The sequence below is a fragment of the Acinetobacter seohaensis genome (genome assembly GCF_056431365.1).
Genome location: NZ_JBWKMK010000050.1, coordinates 27,855 through 44,114 on the forward strand (window position 1 = coordinate 27,855; position 16,260 = coordinate 44,114).

Here is a 16,260-nt window from a genome sequence, read left to right on the forward strand (position 1 = left end):
CATCTGCTCGCTTTTGAGTATTGAGAGCCACAAGCCCTCCATCTAGAATAATTTAGCTTTTACGTGACAATAAAAACTCGGAAATTTGCTGTAACTCTAAGACGGTATCAGTTTTAAAATATGCCAACGCAGCAAAGGCTTGATCGTGCAATTCTTGTGCATAAGCTTGTGCTTTTTCCAAGCCCATGAGTGCAGGATAGGTCGATTTTTCAACTTGTTCATCTTTCCCTGCAGTTTTACCTAGTACTTCAGTATCCGAAATAATATCTAAAATATCGTCTTGTACCTGAAAGGCTAAACCAATCGCCTGTGCATATTCACGCAATTGCGGAATCGCTTTATCTCGTCCATCAAACACGGTCACAGCTGCCATCATCACCGCTGCAGAAATTAACGCCCCTGTTTTATTACGGTGGATATTTTCCAAAGTNTTTGAGCACAATGCCTTGATCTACTGCAACAGCCTGATCAAACAAACGACTGCCTAAAATTTCAAATGCCATCGACTGTAAAATGTCGCCTGCCAACAATGCAGTATCTTCACCATACGCCGCATGGCAAGTTGGTTGCCCACGACGCAACAAGTCATTGTCCATACATGGCAAATCATCATGTGCCAATGAGTAGCAGTGAATTAGTTCAATCGCAACCGCAGCGCGGCGTACCGCAGCAAAGTTCTGATTCGGTCTTAACGCTGCGGTGGCATAACACAAGGCAGGACGAACACGCTTACCACCCAACATGACGGCATGATGCACGGCAGACTTTAACGGTTCTGGCAATGCAAAAGCCTCTAAAGCGGTAAGCAAGTCTTGCTGAATACGTTGTTGGGCTGCGGTTAATGCATGCGCCTGTAAATCGTGAAGTGATGACACATTCGCCTCGAGTTGTTGGTTCATGTCTAATAAGCAGTAAGCTGCCTGTGTTGCAGCATTGTACCTGTAATTCAAAGTTTTTTAAGCCTTAACTGAACTGATATAACATTTCAGCCATAAATAAGCCCCTATCGAAATAGAGGCTGCATTTAGTTAACTAGGGTCTGTTCGAAGCAAAACTTATTCTAATGTTTCCGCAGGTACACGCACCCAACCTTCCATTAATACACGTGCACTACGGCTCATCACAGCTTTTTTGACTTGCCATTGTCCATTTTCCTGCACGGCTTGCGCACCCACACGAAGCGTACCTGATGGATGTCCAAAACGTACAGCTTCACGCTCACCCCCGCCCGCAGCCAAGTTGACCAATGTTCCCGGAATAGCTGCGGCTGTACCAATCGCGACTGCTGCTGTGCCCATCATGGCATGGTGTAATTTACCCATCGACAATGCACGTACCAATAAATCGGTGTCCTCAGCCTGAATTTGTTTACCACTTGAAGATACATAACTTTTTGGCGCAGAAACAAAGGCAATTTTTGGCGTATGCTGACGTTTTTCAGCTTCAGCAATTTCCTGAATCAGCCCCATTTGTTTAGCACCATAAGCGCGAATGGTTTCAAAACGTGCCAAAGCTTGTGCATCACCATTGATTGCATCTTGCAGTTCTGTGCCTGTATAACCAATTTCTTCTGCATTTAGGAAAATTGTTGGAATACCCGCATTAATAAAGGTCGCTTGGAATGTTCCAATATCTGGCACATGCAAAGTGTCCACCACATTTCCAGTTGGGAACATTGCCCCACCTTCTTCGCCATCATCGGCAGGGTCTAAGAATTCAATTTGTACTTCTGCGGCAGGAAAAGTCACGCCATCCAACTCAAAATCACCCGTTTCCTGCACCTGACCATGCGTCATTGGAACATGCGCAATAATGGTTTTTTCAATATTTTTCTGCCAAATACGTACGGTACAAATGCCATTTTCTGGAATTTTACTGGCATCAACCAAGCCATTGCTGATCGCAAATGCACCGACTGCAGCCGTTAAGTTACCGCAGTTGCCACTCCAATCTACAAATGGCTGATCAATCGAAACTTGCCCAAACAAATAATCGACATCGTGATCGGGTTGAGTGCTTTTGGCTAAAATTACGGTTTTACTGGTACTCGAGCTTGCACCACCCATTCCATCAATTTGTTTGGCATAAGGGTCTGGACTGCCAATCACACGTAATAAAATTTGATCTCTAATTTTGCCTGGCTGCTGTGCCGCTGCAGGTAAATCATCAAGTTTAAAAAATACGCCTTTACTGGTACCGCCGCGCATATAAGTCGCTGGAATTTTAACTTGTGGTGCAAAACGCATGAATTTTATTCCCTTGTTTTTTGATTGTTATGGCCATATAAAAAGACCCTTTTGCATCATAACGGTTTTTATTCAAAAGGTATCGCGGTCTTGACTTAAGTATAAAAAAACAACATTTGGTAAATTTTACCCTAACCAGTCATCTTGATTTATAAGGCAAAAATAAAATTAATATATTGATTCACTTATCTTTTATACAAATAAAAACCATAAAATATTTTAATATTTATCATAAATTTATTTCATTATTGTCTAGCTACTAGGCTAATGAAATTTGATCTATTACAATCTTGTCACTTTTTCCTTGTCGGGCTGAATACTTTGAACAACGAGTCTTCACAACTTCAGCGTGGCTTAAAGAACCGCCATATTCAATTGATTGCCATGGGTGGAGCAATTGGTACAGGCTTATTCTTAGGTTCCGCGCAGGTCATCCAATCTGCTGGCCCTTCTATTATTTTGGGTTACGCCATTGGTGGTCTTATTGCATTTTTAATTATGCGCCAATTGGGGGAAATGATTGTTCATGAGCCCGTTGCAGGATCATTCAGTCACTTTGCCTATAAATATGCAGGTAAATTCCCTGGCTTTTTAGCAGGTTGGAACTACTGGATTTTGTATATTTTGGTGGCAATGGCAGAACTCACCGCAGTTGCCAAATATATTAACTACTGGTGGCCGCATATTCCTGCTTGGACTTCGGCACTGTTCTTTTTCATTGTGATTACCATTATTAACTTGGGCAATGTAAAGTTCTATGGTGAGTCAGAATTCTGGCTAGCAATCATTAAAGTCGCTGCTGTGGTTTCGATGATTGTGTTTGGTTTATATCTCTTACTTTCTGCAGATGCCAATTCAACCGCATCATTCAGCAACCTTTGGGCGCATGGGGGGTTCTTCCCGAATGGCTTTGAAGGTCTGTTCTTCATGCTTGCATTCCTCATGTTTGCCTTTGGCGGCATTGAGTTGATTGGTATGGCTGCCGCAGAAGCGCAAGATCCTGAAAAAACCATTCCTAAAGCCATTAACCAAGTGGTGTTCCGTATTCTAATTTTCTATATCGGTTCACTCACCATTCTATTGTCTTTAGTGCCTTGGAATCAGTTAGATTTAGGTGGTTTAGATAAAAGTCCATTCGTAATGATTTTTAGTCAAATGGGCATTGAATGGGCAGCGCACTTACTGAATTTCGTGATTTTGACTGCGGCACTTTCTGTGTATAACAGTGGGATGTATGCCAACAGCCGTATGCTGTTTGGTTTGGCCAAACAAGGTAACGCACCAAAAATTTTCCTAAAAGTGAATAAACAAGGTGTGCCAATTCCAGCAGTATTATTCTCTGCGGTATTAATTTTCGGCTGTGTATTGTTGAACTACTTTGTACCCGAAGAAGCTTTAAGCCACCTCATGTATATTGTTGTGGGTGCATTGGTTTTAAACTGGGCGATGATCAGTTTGACTCACCTTAAATTTACCAGCACACTGAAAAAATTAGCGATTCCAACTAAGTTCCCTGCGCTATGGTCACCATTTAGCAACTATTTGGTTTTAGCGTTTATTGCAGTGGTACTTTATATTATGTGGACACAAGGCTTTAAAGAATCAGTCATTATGATTCCTCTATGGGTGGTCTTGATGTACATTTTATTTAGAGTGCTTAATGCGAAAAAACCTTAATTTGCATAGTACGCATAGTACAGATTTCTAAAAATTAAAAAGTTATTGCTTCGGCAGTAACTTTTTGCTTTTAAGCCCCCCCTTTTAATAGCCCATAAATAAAGTGCTGCACTTAAAATAATTTAAATTCCAACCCATTCTTTTCAGTTGATATTTCAACTTTTTTGTAGCAAAAGCTACATCATTTACATTCTAAATGATAAAAAGACTCTACATGAGAAGAATTCTTAGTTATCATTTGAGCACAAAATTTGTCGTGTGAATAAACTATGAATGCGTACGCTGCTCAACCTGCCAATGTCTTGACGATCCAACAGCTCAGTAAAAAGTTTGGTTCGCGTTTTGCAGTGCAACAAGCAACATGGTCAGCGATGAGTGGACAAATTGTGTGTTTATTAGGTCATTCAGGCTGCGGCAAAACCACAATGCTACGTCTGATTGCAGGCTTGGAAACACCAAGCAGCGGCACAATCCAACTGGAACAAAATACCTTGTGGAGTGAGCAAGCACAGATTCCTGCGGAAGCACGCCATATTGGTTTAGTGTTTCAGGATTACGCACTTTTCCCACATTTAAGTGTGTTAGACAATGTTATGTTTGGCTTAAAGAAATTTCCCAAAGCGCAGCGGGAAACCATTGCCAAACAAGCTTTAGCGCATGTTTCCATGTTGCATCATCAAGACAGCTATCCATATACACTTTCGGGCGGCGAACAACAACGCGTTGCCTTAGCACGTGCCTTAGCACCAGAACCGCAAGTTTTGTTGATGGATGAACCTTTTTCAAATTTGGATCATCGTCTGCGTGATCAAATTCGTCAAAATACCATTCAACTCCTCAAACAAACTGTAACGACTACGGTTATCGTGACACATGACCCAGAAGAAGCATTGCAAATTGCCGATCAAATTATTTTGATGCATCAAGGGCAAATTATTCAAATTGGTTCACCGAAACAACTTTATTTACAGCCTAAAACCTTGTTTGCTGCACGCTATTTTTCCGCATTGAATGAAATCCCAGCGCAAATCGATCACCAAGAAATTCATACCGTATTTGGCAAGATTGATTTGCCAGAACATACCACCGCTCAAGATTCACTGGTCTGCTGCTTCCGTCCGCATCACTTGCGTGTCAGCCAAACACCAAGTGAAAATGCGTTGCCCGCAAGCGTTGTGTCATCCAGTTTTATGGGACATGCGCAACAACTGCGTCTAAAACTACGCGATCACGATCTCACTCTTTTGGCGCAAGTCAGTCATCTTCAAGATATTCAGCCCGCTGAACAAGTCTATGTTTCTGTCAATTTAAACAGCTGTTATTTCTTGGCGTCTGATGAACAATCACCCACTGCTTCATCTTCTACTCAAGCTGCTGTTCAGGTTTAAATTTTTAATTAGGAATACTGCATGAAACCACTGTCTAATTTATCATTGCTTGTTACAGGTTTACTTGCATTTGGTGCAAGTGTCGCACAAGCAGCGGAAGTCAATTTATACACCACGCGCGAACCTGTGCTGATTCAAACCTTATTAACCGAATTTACCCAAAAAACTGGGGTAAAAGTCAATACGGTTTTTATTAAAGATGGTTTATTGGAACGTGTAAAAGCAGAAGGTCGTCGTTCTCCTGCCGATGTGATGCTGACTGTAGATTTTGGCAATTTGGTTGATTTAGTAGAAAGTGGTTTAACCCAGCGCGTAAGTTCTAAAACCTTAAATAGCGCAATTCCTGCCAATTTACGAGCTGCCAATGGTCATTGGTATGCTTTGTCGATGCGTGCACGTGCAGTCTACGCCTCTAAAGACCGTACACCGCTTAATGCGATTACTTATGAAGATTTAGCCAATCCAAAATGGAAAAATAAAATCTGTATTCGTTCAGGCAACCATCCATATAACACTGCTTTAATTGCAGCGTATATTGCCCATCATGGTGAAAAACAAGCCGAAACTTGGTTGCGTGGCGTGAAAGCCAATTTAGCACGCCCAGCAAGTGGTGGTGACCGAGATGTGGCGCGTGATATTTTAGGTAAAATTTGTGATATTGGCGTTGCCAACACCTATTATGTCGGCACTATGCGTACAGGTGACGCGGAACAAAAACGCTGGGGCAATGCCATTAACGTGGTACTTCCGCGTTTTAAAAATGGTGGAACGCATGTCAACGTATCGGGTGCAGTGGTTTCAAAACATGCACCAAACCGCAAAGAAGCCGTGCAACTGCTTGAGTTTTTAGCTTCAGATCATGCACAAGCCATCTACGCACAAAACGGCTTTGAATACCCAGTCAAACCTGGGGTAAAAATTGACCCGATTATTGCTAGCTTCGGTAAACTCAATATCGATTCGATTCGTTTAAGCGATATTGCACGTCACCGTAAAGCTGCAAACTTATTGGTCGATAAAGTCCAGTTTAACCGCTAAAATTTTCTGCTTTTATCTTACAGTGCAGCGCTTTGCACTGTAAGATGCTCAGCTGTTCCCTCCCCTTATTTAGTACCTCTATTGCAATGCTTAAAAATAAATTTAATTTTTTATTTTCGCTCAGTGGGTTATTGACACTACTCGCCTGTTTACCTGTGCTCGCTTTAATTTGGACAGCATTACAAGGCGATAGTGAAATTTGGGGACATCTGCTGCGTTATGTGATTCCACACACGTTGGCAGAAACAGGAATTTTATTGTTGGGTGTGGGGATTTTTACCATCCTGCTTGGTACGGGCAGTGCGTGGATTGTAACGGCGTATCAATTTCGTGGACGGGCATTTTTAGATTGGGCCTTACTGCTGCCTTTAGCCGTACCGACTTATATTATTGCGTATAGCTATATCGACATTTTGCATCCTATCGGTCCTGTGCAAAGCATCCTGCGCGATGGGTTTAATTTAGAATTACAACAGTTTTGGTTTCCTAATATTCGTACTGTTTGGGGCGGCATCTTCTTATTGAGCTTTGTGCTGTATCCCTATGTGTATTTAAGCACTCGTGCGATGTTTCTGATGCAATCGGCCAGTTTAATTGAAGTGGCACGTACCTTAGGATTAAAACCCGATCAAGTGTTTTTACGGGTTGCGATTCCACTGGCACGTCCTGCCATTGCTGTGGGTACCAGTCTGGTTTTAATGGAAACCATTAATGATATTGGCGCAACAGAATTTTTAGGTATTAAAACCTTAACTTTGTCGATTTATTCAACCTGGACCAATCAATCCGACTTGGCAGGCGCAGCGCAAATTGCCATTTTCATGTTGATGATCATTACTCTATTAGTTTTAGTAGAGCGTTTAGGACGACGTAAACAGCGCTATATGAACTCGGCTCAACGCAGCCGTTTAATGCCTGCACAATCGGTCAAAGGGCTTAAAGCGCTTGTGTTATTAGGCTTGGGCTTAATTCCTGTTTGTATTGGCTTTTTAATTCCCACCAGTCACTTACTTGTAGAATCTTACAAACGCATTCAATATGCAGGCTTTTCAGATTTCCTAATCCAAGCCTCAATCAACACACTAATCCTTGCCAGCCTTGCCACCATCGTCACCATTTTGATTGGTTTCTTTATTGTCAGTGCGGCACGTTTTAGCAAACACAGCTGGTTTAGCCGCATTGCCAGTTTAGGCTATGCTATTCCAGGAACCGTTTTAGCGATTGGTCTCATGCTAGCTTTGGGCAAAATTGATCATGCCATTGCCGACTTTTTAGAATTTAAATTAGGGATACACACAGGTTTATTATTTCTCGGTACTAGTTTTACCCTCATTTATGCTTACGCTGTGCGTTTTTTAGCTATTTCGGTGGGCGGCATTGAGTCAGGCTATAACCGTATTCATGGTGTTTTTGATGATGCTGCACGTAATTTAGGACAAAACAGCTTTGCGATTTTATGGCGTGTGCACTTGCCATTATTACGTCCTGCCATTATTTCTGCAGCTTTATTAATTTTTGTAGACTGCATGAAAGAGCTGCCAGCAACTTTATTGCTCCGTCCTCTAAATATGGAAACACTCGCTACCCAATTGTATGCAGAAGCTTCTAGAGGAACCTATGAAGATGGTGCTGTGGCTGCCTTGCTAATTGTATTGGTCGGTCTTATTCCTGTTATTTTATTGGCAAAGCTTGGAAAAACCACACGTTAATGCACCCCATTTTGTTGCAAGATATGCCTTGCAACAAAATGAGTTTTGATAAAAAAGTATTTTTTTTAACCAATTAAAAACATTTAAACAAGAGATTGATTTTTAAATTTTATTATTTAATTTCAATGACTAACAAGCTAAAAACCCATACCAATTAGAACAAATACTCTATTCAGCGTGTTTTTTATACTGATTAGTTTTTTCTAGAGCATTTACTCTTATTTTAATTGTGATATTTTTGTCACATGGAGTAACAAATGGTCTCGGTTTGCACAAGCCGAAATCATCCTAGATGAAAGCATAAAGCATCAACAAAAACTGTCATAAAAGACTTTATAGCCCAAGGGAAATGTATAATGAAATTAAAAGCACTAAGCACAGCAATGATTTTAGCAACTGTACCAATGACCGGGGCATTTGCCGCTGCTCTAGATCGTTCAGGTCAGTCAATCTCTGCATTCTTACAACCGGGTAACTATTTTGAAGCAGGTATTTCTGTATTAGATCCAGATGTATCTGGACAGGAAGCTGGCACAAGCACAACAAATCGTCAAATTGGTGATATGGCGGGCGATTACTATTTCCCAAGTGCCGCACTAAAATTCCAACTTACTGATAACTTCTCTTTTGGTCTGCTTTACGACCAACCCTTTGGTGCTGATGCCGAATATTCAGGTAATAATGTTTTTGTTGCTGCACCAACAGATCGAGTACTAAGTACACTACCAATTATAACAACAGCTATTGGCGGCGCTACTACAGGCAGTACTTCAGTTGAAGTTGATACACAAAACATTTCTATGATTTTTGGCTTCCAACCAACTGAGAATTTTAATATTTATGGTGGTGGTGTATATCAAACCATTAAAGGTAATGTAAAACTACGCGGCTCAGCTTACAGCGTTTTTAATGGATACGATGCAGACATTAAAGAAGACTCTGCTGCAGGTTGGTTAGCTGGTGCAGCATTTCAAATTCCTGAAATTGCATTAAAAGCTTCAGTCACTTACCGCTCTGAAATTGATCATGAATTCGTTGCCAATGAAAACTTAAGTCTAGCTACTCCTTTAGCAGCTGCATTACCAGGTCTTGCTGGTCAACTACCAAGTTTAGGTTTAACACCACAACAAATCGCAGGAATTGGCCAAGCAGTAACAAAGTTTTCAGCAGCTAACACAGCTGAAGGTAAAACTAAAATTACAACACCACAATCGGTGAACTTAGACTTCCAAACAGGCATCATGGCAAATACTGTGGCATTTGCAAATGTACGCTGGGTGAACTGGAAAGATTTCTCAATCACACCGTATAAGTTTGGTAAAGCTGCAGAAGCTGTTGGTCCTTTAGTTAAGCGTCCAAATGGTTTTTCTCTTGTAGAATATTCAGATGACCAATGGTCTGCAAACGTAGGTGTAGGTCGTAAATTAAATGACCAATGGGCTGGCAACGTATCTGTAGGTTGGGATTCTGGCGCAGGTAACCCTGTATCAACTCTTGGTCCTACTGAAGGTTATTGGAACGTGGGTCTAGGGGTTCAATACTCACCTGCACCAAACTACTTTATTGCAGGTGGTGTAAAATACTTCATGTTGGGTGATGCTAAAGCCCAAACAGGTGCTCAAGCAGGCGGTTCTGATTATGTTGCAGAGTTTGAAGACAACGATGCATGGGCATACGGTTTAAAAATCGGTTACCGCTTCTAATTCAATTTTTTTTCAAAAGAGCCACCCTTCGGGGGTGGCTTTTTTTGCACTTAAAACTACTCGTTTTTATACAAGTGTTAACTAATGTTTAAATTTAAAGCAATTAAACTCATATTTACCCAAACATCACCCTAATAAATTATTTAATAAAATTCATTTACTTAAGACTTTAAAATAGTACTTTTACTCTAATCAACTGCTATTTATAACTTATTCAGTTCATTTATTCTGCGAAATTGAGCATTTACTCTTTTTTCAAATGTGTTACTTTTCCTGCACTTTTTGTTACATAAAGCATCAGGGAACGACCATGAAGCTCAATAGAATTTATTCGGCTATTTTACTTAGCACTCTCCCACTTACACCTGCGCTTGCTGCTGGTTTAGACCGTTCTGGTCAATCTATTGCTGCATTTTTACAATCAGGCAATTATGCAGAAGCAGGTATTTCAGTTTTAGATCCAACAGTTAAAGGAAAAGATCTTATAAAAAATAACGTCAGCGATATGGCTGAAGATTATTACTTCCCTTCCGCTGCAATTAAAGTACAAGCGACTGAACAAATTTCTTTAGGTCTTTTATATGACCAGCCATTTGGTGCAGATGCGATGTATAGCCTAGAACAGAGCATGTTTACTAATGGAATTGAAGGCACAAAAGTTGAAGTTGAAACACACAATCTTACCGCTTTAATTGGTTACCAACCTACAGAAAACTGGAATTTCTACGCTGGACCAGTTTGGCAGACAGTAGAAGCAGATATTAATTTACGAGGTCGTGCATACATCTCCCCTAAAGACCCTTCAAAAGTTTTAAGTGGTTACAATATTAAAGTACATGAAGAAGAGGCTTTTGGTTGGCTTGCAGGCTTTGCTTATCAAATCCCCGAAATTGCACTTAAAGCATCAGTAACTTATCGCTCAGAAATCAAGCATAAAGCTAAAAGTGATGAAAGTTACACGTTTGCACAAGCCACTCCGATTGCACCTAATGTTATCGTACCAGCAGGCACAACTGTTAACTTAAGTAATGCTAGTTTAGATGCAACTACGCCACAATCTGTTAATCTAGATTTTCAGACAGGCATTGCAGCCAATACCTTAGCTTTTGCAAATATTCGCTGGGTGCACTGGGATCAATTTGCTGTCACTCCAAAAGCATTATTTGCTCGTTCGGGTGGCAACAACCTCATCGACTATTCAGATGACCAGTGGTCTGCAACAGTCGGAGTAGGACGTAAATTCAACAATCAATGGTCTGGCTATGCTTCTGTAGGTTATGACTCTGGTGCGGGTAACCCTGTCACCACTTTAGGTCCAACAGAAGGTTATTGGAGTGTTGGCTTAGGTGGTCAATATAGCCCAGCAGAAAACTATTTTATTCAAGCTGGGGTAAAATATTTTTGGTTGGGTGATGCTCACGCTCAAACGGGTGGTAATATTGTGGGTGAGTTTACCGACAACTACGCATTGGGTTATGGCTTAAAAATTGGCTACCGATTCTAAATCAATGCACAGTTAATATCACATAAAAAACAAAGGGCATCAAATGATGCCCTTTGTTATATTCAGATTAAGCTGGAATATCACGTACCGAAGCACCACGAATTGCTTCTTTTAATGCTTCATAACCATTAATTGCAGGGAATTGTGGGAATTCTGCAATCACATTCTCAGGTGCATCAAATAAGAAACCATGATCCGCTTCACCTAGCATTGTGGTATCGTTATATGAATCACCTGCAGCAATTACACGGAAATTTAAACCGTGTAAGGCTTTAACAGCCTGACGTTTTTGATCAGGTTGACGCAATTTATAAGCGGTAATCATGCCATTTTCATCTGATTCTAACTTGTGGCAGAAAATTGTTGGCCAACCCAATTGCTTCATCAACGGATGTGCAAATTCATAGAACGTATCTGAAAGAATAATCAATTGGAAGTGTGTGCTCACCCACTCGACAAACTCTTTCGCGCCAGGGAATGGCCCCATATCCGCAATCACGGCCTGAATATCATTCAAACCCAAGCCATGCTGTTTTAGAATATTTAAACGCTGAGTCATCAACACATCGTAGTCAGGAATATCACGTGTAGTTGCTTCAAGTTCTTTAATGCCAGTTTTTTTAGCAAAGTTGATCCAAATTTCTGGAACTAACACACCTTCAAGATCAAGACATACGATTTCCATGGGTTCTCCCAAAATACCTGTAAAAATTTTTCCCTATCATAGCCGAAGATTTGTTATTTGCCTTGTTCTTTTTTAAATCTATTTCATTCATAAGCATTTATTTTTTAGTGATAAGACCTTTTTAGGAATTCCATTAAAATAATCCGCTCAAGAACAAAGATTAGCCCTCAAGCCGACTGCAGGAAGACTTATGCACACCATTCCCACCATAGACATTGTTGATGCACTCGCGACTGAATATGCCGATAAATCACCGAGTGACATTTTAAAACTTGCCTTAAGTCAGCAAGGCGAAGTCGCGATTTCATTTTCAGGTGCGGAGGATGTAGTGCTGATTGATATGGCATCCAATTTAGGTGTGCCATTTCGTGTATTTAGTTTAGATACAGGACGTTTGCATCCTGAAACCTATCAATTTTTAGAAACTGTACGCAAATATTATAATATTGAGATCGAAATTTGCTTTCCTGAAACTGAAGCAGTGCAACAATTGGTTCAAGAAAAAGGCTTATTTAGCTTTTTTGAAGATGGGCATCAAGAATGTTGTGGGATTCGTAAAGTTCAACCTTTACGTAAAAAACTGGCAACACTAGATGGCTGGATTACAGGTCAACGTAAAGACCAAAGTCCAGGTACACGCCAAGATATTCCTGTCGTACAAGCAGATGCAGGATTTTCAGGCCCTAACAAGCAATTAATCAAATACAATCCACTGGCAAACTGGTCAAGTAGTGACGTGTGGAATTACATTCGCATGATGGAAATTCCATACAATCGTTTGCATGAAAAAGGTTTTATTTCAATTGGCTGTGAACCTTGCACCCGCCCTGTTCTTCCGAACCAACATGAACGCGAAGGGCGTTGGTGGTGGGAAGAAGCAACACACAAAGAATGCGGTCTACATGCTGGAAATTTAAAATAACACATCTATTACTACAATAAAAATCACAGTTTTACTGTGATTTTTATTGACTTGCGATGGCGCAAAAATCACTATATTTGTTTGATAAAAAAGATATACTGAATTAAATCTTATATAACTCTAAAAACCTTGTTCAGATAAGAACAAGCGTAGAAATTGCAGTGAGGCAATCCACAATATGCGTCCATTACACCCTATTGATTTTATTTTCCTATCACTCGAAAAACGTCAACAGCCCATGCATGTGGGTGGATTATTCTTATTCCAAATTCCAGAACATGCGCCAGACACTTTTATTCAAGACTTGGTTGCCGATATTCGCAATTCAAAGTCGATGCCTATTGCACCATTTAACAATAAGCTCAATGGTCTATTTTGGGATGAAGATGAAGAGTTCGATCTCGATCATCACTTCCGTCATATTGCCTTGCCAAAACCAGGTCGCATTCGTGAATTATTAACGTATATTTCACAAGAACACAGTTCACTGATTGATCGCGCCAAACCTTTATGGACTTGCCATATTATTGAAGGTATTGAAGATAATCGTTTTGCGATGTTCTTTAAAATTCATCATGCTATGGTAGATGGTATTGCAGGCATGCGTTTGGTGGAAAAATCCCTATCGCATGACGAAAATGCAAAAAGAATTGTACCGCCTTGGTGTGTGGAAGGCCCACGTACTAAACGTCTGAAAGAACCGAAAGTCAGCCGTTTAAAGAAAATTTTTGGTGGGGTTAAAGGTCATGTTGAAGCAACCCCTCGCGCAGTTTATGAAGTATCACAAACCGTTGCTAAAGATATGGGACGTAACCCCGATTATGTTTCTAGCTTCCAAGCACCAAGCACCATCTTAAACCAACGTGTGAGCGCCTCACGTCGTTTTGCCGCGCAATCTTTTGAGTTTGCACGTTTGCATCGCATTGCTAAAGCTTTGGGCGTAACCATTAATGATGTGGTACTGGCAATTTGCTCAGGCGCATTGCGTGAGTACTTACTCAGCCAATATGCTTTACCGAAAAAACCTTTAATTGCGATGGTGCCTGCCTCTATTCGTGATGACGATTCTGAAGTATCTAATCGAATCACCATGATTTTAGCCAACTTGGGTACGCACAAAGAAGATCCGCTTGAGCGTTTAAAAATTGTGCGCCGCAGTGTACAAAATGCCAAGCAGCGTTTTAAGCGCATGAATGCCAATCAAATTATGAACTATAGTGCTTTTGTTTACGGCGCTGCTGGTTTAAATATTTTGTCAGGCATTATGCCAAAGCGTCAGGCCTTTAACTTGGTGATTTCCAATGTACCTGGCCCACGTGAACCTTTGTATTGGAATGGTGCAAAGCTAGATGCACTATACCCTGCTTCAATCGTGTTAGATGGACAAGCTTTAAACATTACCATGACCAGCTATTTAGACAAATTAGAAGTTGGTTTAACTGCTTGTCGTCATGCCTTACCGAAAATGCAAAACTTATTGCAACACTTGGAAGATGAAATTCAGCGTTTTGAACAGATTATTGATGCGCCTGAAGGGGTCAATAAAATCGTGGATTGATACGTCAATCCATCAGAAAAATAATTCAATAGAATCAATTAAGGGGCAATTGCTGCCCCTTATTTTTGAATAGTACGACACTGTTTTAATAATTGCTGACAAACCGCGCTAACCATTGCGGTGGTAATTTGAGTTTCTTTACCTTGCTCATCCACAATATAACCGTTATGTGTCACTTTACGATCTAATACTTTTAAACTCTTTTGAATCACAACTTTACTCATACCCATGACATACCTCATTTGCTAAACCGAGGGAGATGTTCGGCTTTGGCTACTCTGTATGCTTAGTATTGAGAATTCACTCAAAAAAGTAAAATTTCAGATGTAACAACTGTTTAGCGATATCCTGTTACAATTTCAGCTCAAAATGATATCGTATTGCTCTTGCGTATATAAATTTTCCACCTGAAATTTAATCACACGGCTGACAAAGTGCTCTAAATCCGCCACTGCTGGCGCTTCGGCAGTTAACAATCGGTCAATCACCGATGGGTGCGCAACGACAGTAAAGCCACGTTGTGATTCAAATGCGCGTGCGTATCTTAAAATTTCTCGAAAAATTTCGTAACATACTGACTCTGCTGTTTTGACATATCCCCGTCCCTGACAAGTTGGACAGGCTTCACAAAGTAAATGTTCTAATGATTCACGGGTGCGTTTACGGGTCATCTCGACCAAGCCCAGTTCAGACACTTGGGTAATTTTGGTCTTGGCATGATCTCGTTCAAGCATACGCTCAAACTGACTCAAGACTTCATCACGATGCTGTACTTCTTGCATATCAATGAAGTCGATAATGATGATGCCACCCAAATTACGCAAACGTAACTGGCGGGCAATGACCTGTGTGGCTTCCATATTGGTTTTAAAAACAGTGTCTTCTAAAGTCCGACCACCGACATAAGAACCCGTATTCACATCAATGGTGGTCATGGCTTCGGTCTGATCAATCATCAGATAACCGCCTGACTTTAATGCCACACGGGTTTGCAACGCTTTTTGAATATCTTCTTCGACATTGTATAAATCGAACAGTGGGCGCTCGCCTGGGTAATAAATCAGGCGATTGTGCATATTGGGCACAAACTCATCCACAAATTCTTTTAATTTGGCGTGAATTTCACGAGAATCGACATAAATTTTGGCGGTGTTATCATTCGCCAAATCACGAATTACGCGTTGCGGTAACGGCAACTCTTCAAAAATCAAAGAAGGCACAGCAATGCTTTTTTGTTTACGCTGAATGTATTCCCACAATTTTGCCAAGTAACACATATCTTGCACTAAGGCCGCTTCATCGACGCCTTCGGCTGCTGTGCGTACAATCACTGAGCCTGGTAATTTATGCTCAGCCTGAATGGTTTCAATGATCCCGCGTAGACGCTCACGTTCTTCACTCGATTCAATGCGTTGTGATACGCCAATATGACTGCCATACGGCATTAGAACCAAATAACGCGAAGGAATGGAAAGATCAGTGCTCAGTCGTGCGCCTTTAGTACCGAGCATATCTTTCATCACTTGCACGGTTAGAATTTGCCCAGGCTGCAATAATTCAAAGACATTCGGTGTAGGTTGGCTGCGCGGCCAAATCATGTCATTGATATGCAAAAAAGCAGTACGCGATAAACCAATATCGACAAAAGCGGCTTGCATGCCTGGCAGCACGCGCACCACTTTGCCTTTATAAATATTGCCCACCAAACCACGCTTGGCTGTACGCTCAACGAATAGTTCATTGACCGTGCCGTTTTGAATTAACGCCACCCGACACTCCATCGGTGTGACGTTAATCAACAACTCGTCAGACATAATAAAACTCAAAACA

Annotated in this window: 12 protein-coding genes and 1 pseudogene; 8 read left to right on the plus strand and 5 right to left on the minus strand. The window is 40.9% G+C overall.

All coding sequences use genetic code 11. The annotated features are described in order from the left end of the window. Positions 1-52: 52 nt before the first annotated feature. Positions 53-875: pseudogene (locus AC07E5_RS08705) on the minus strand (polyprenyl synthetase family protein). 180 nt (positions 876-1,055) lie between these two features. Next, positions 1,056-2,246: a 2-methylaconitate cis-trans isomerase PrpF gene (prpF, locus tag AC07E5_RS08710; RefSeq protein ID WP_131261531.1), complete on the minus strand. Its 1,191-nt coding sequence runs from the start codon at positions 2,244-2,246 to the stop codon at positions 1,056-1,058. A gap of 321 nt (positions 2,247-2,567) precedes the next feature. Here prpF and AC07E5_RS08715 point away from each other — a divergent pair, with 321 nt between their 5' ends. The 6 genes from AC07E5_RS08715 to AC07E5_RS08740 all read left to right on the plus strand — a co-directional run bounded on the left by AC07E5_RS08715 (position 2,568) and on the right by AC07E5_RS08740 (position 11,265). Further along, the gene (locus AC07E5_RS08715) at positions 2,568-3,923 is read left to right on the plus strand and encodes an amino acid permease (RefSeq protein ID WP_178867000.1); all 1,356 of its coding nucleotides are present in this window, start codon (positions 2,568-2,570) and stop codon (positions 3,921-3,923) included. A 269-nt stretch (positions 3,924-4,192) separates the two neighbouring features. Beyond that, positions 4,193-5,311, plus strand: a complete 1,119-nt coding sequence (locus tag AC07E5_RS08720) for an ABC transporter ATP-binding protein (protein ID WP_136143843.1) — start codon at positions 4,193-4,195, stop codon at positions 5,309-5,311. Positions 5,312-5,332: 21 nt separating this feature from the next. Next, positions 5,333-6,349 (plus strand): extracellular solute-binding protein, encoded by a 1,017-nt coding sequence (locus tag AC07E5_RS08725; protein WP_136143844.1) that lies wholly within the window; start codon positions 5,333-5,335, stop codon positions 6,347-6,349. Positions 6,350-6,435: 86 nt separating this feature from the next. Beyond that, positions 6,436-8,058, plus strand: coding sequence for an ABC transporter permease (locus tag AC07E5_RS08730; RefSeq protein WP_498625253.1), 1,623 nt, complete (start codon positions 6,436-6,438; stop codon positions 8,056-8,058). A gap of 356 nt (positions 8,059-8,414) precedes the next feature. Further along, on the plus strand, positions 8,415-9,761 hold the full coding sequence (locus AC07E5_RS08735) for an OmpP1/FadL family transporter (protein ID WP_498625255.1): 1,347 nt from the start codon (positions 8,415-8,417) through the stop codon (positions 9,759-9,761). A 310-nt stretch (positions 9,762-10,071) separates the two neighbouring features. Next, complete coding sequence (locus AC07E5_RS08740) at positions 10,072-11,265, plus strand: OmpP1/FadL family transporter (RefSeq protein WP_498625257.1); 1,194 nt, start codon at positions 10,072-10,074, stop codon at positions 11,263-11,265. A gap of 67 nt (positions 11,266-11,332) precedes the next feature. Here the strand turns inward: AC07E5_RS08740 and thrH are convergent, their stop codons facing one another. After that, positions 11,333-11,950: a bifunctional phosphoserine phosphatase/homoserine phosphotransferase ThrH gene (gene thrH, locus AC07E5_RS08745; RefSeq protein WP_131261537.1), complete on the minus strand. Its 618-nt coding sequence runs from the start codon at positions 11,948-11,950 to the stop codon at positions 11,333-11,335. A gap of 190 nt (positions 11,951-12,140) precedes the next feature. On the opposite strand from thrH, the gene AC07E5_RS08750 reads away from it, so the two are divergent. Both AC07E5_RS08750 and AC07E5_RS08755 read left to right on the plus strand, forming a co-directional pair. Continuing rightward, positions 12,141-12,872 (plus strand): phosphoadenylyl-sulfate reductase, encoded by a 732-nt coding sequence (locus tag AC07E5_RS08750; protein WP_303364051.1) that lies wholly within the window; start codon positions 12,141-12,143, stop codon positions 12,870-12,872. 178 nt (positions 12,873-13,050) lie between these two features. Beyond that, positions 13,051-14,430, plus strand: coding sequence for a WS/DGAT/MGAT family O-acyltransferase (locus AC07E5_RS08755; protein WP_498625260.1), 1,380 nt, complete (start codon positions 13,051-13,053; stop codon positions 14,428-14,430). Between the two features lie 59 nt (positions 14,431-14,489). Here the strand turns inward: AC07E5_RS08755 and AC07E5_RS08760 are convergent, their stop codons facing one another. Then, positions 14,490-14,660 carry a PA1571 family protein gene (locus AC07E5_RS08760; protein WP_004975418.1) on the minus strand — a complete coding sequence of 57 codons (171 nt, stop codon included), beginning with the start codon at positions 14,658-14,660 and terminating at the stop codon, positions 14,490-14,492. Positions 14,661-14,789: 129 nt separating this feature from the next. Further along, positions 14,790-16,244 carry a ribonuclease G gene (gene rng, locus AC07E5_RS08765; RefSeq protein WP_317097549.1) on the minus strand — a complete coding sequence of 485 codons (1,455 nt, stop codon included), beginning with the start codon at positions 16,242-16,244 and terminating at the stop codon, positions 14,790-14,792. Positions 16,245-16,260 lie beyond the last annotated feature (16 nt).

Coding starts and splice junctions, on each gene's coding strand:
- prpF (WP_131261531.1), bottom strand. CDS start 2,246: ATGCGTTTTGCACCACAAGTTAAAATTCCAGCGACTTATATGCGCGGC.
- AC07E5_RS08720 (WP_136143843.1), top strand. CDS start 4,193: ATGAATGCGTACGCTGCTCAACCTGCCAATGTCTTGACGATCCAACAG.
- AC07E5_RS08725 (WP_136143844.1), top strand. CDS start 5,333: ATGAAACCACTGTCTAATTTATCATTGCTTGTTACAGGTTTACTTGCA.
- AC07E5_RS08730 (WP_498625253.1), top strand. CDS start 6,436: ATGCTTAAAAATAAATTTAATTTTTTATTTTCGCTCAGTGGGTTATTG.
- AC07E5_RS08735 (WP_498625255.1), top strand. CDS start 8,415: ATGAAATTAAAAGCACTAAGCACAGCAATGATTTTAGCAACTGTACCA.
- AC07E5_RS08740 (WP_498625257.1), top strand. CDS start 10,072: ATGAAGCTCAATAGAATTTATTCGGCTATTTTACTTAGCACTCTCCCA.
- thrH (WP_131261537.1), bottom strand. CDS start 11,950: ATGGAAATCGTATGTCTTGATCTTGAAGGTGTGTTAGTTCCAGAAATT.
- AC07E5_RS08750 (WP_303364051.1), top strand. CDS start 12,141: ATGCACACCATTCCCACCATAGACATTGTTGATGCACTCGCGACTGAA.
- AC07E5_RS08755 (WP_498625260.1), top strand. CDS start 13,051: ATGCGTCCATTACACCCTATTGATTTTATTTTCCTATCACTCGAAAAA.
- AC07E5_RS08760 (WP_004975418.1), bottom strand. CDS start 14,660: ATGGGTATGAGTAAAGTTGTGATTCAAAAGAGTTTAAAAGTATTAGAT.
- rng (WP_317097549.1), bottom strand. CDS start 16,244: ATGTCTGACGAGTTGTTGATTAACGTCACACCGATGGAGTGTCGGGTG.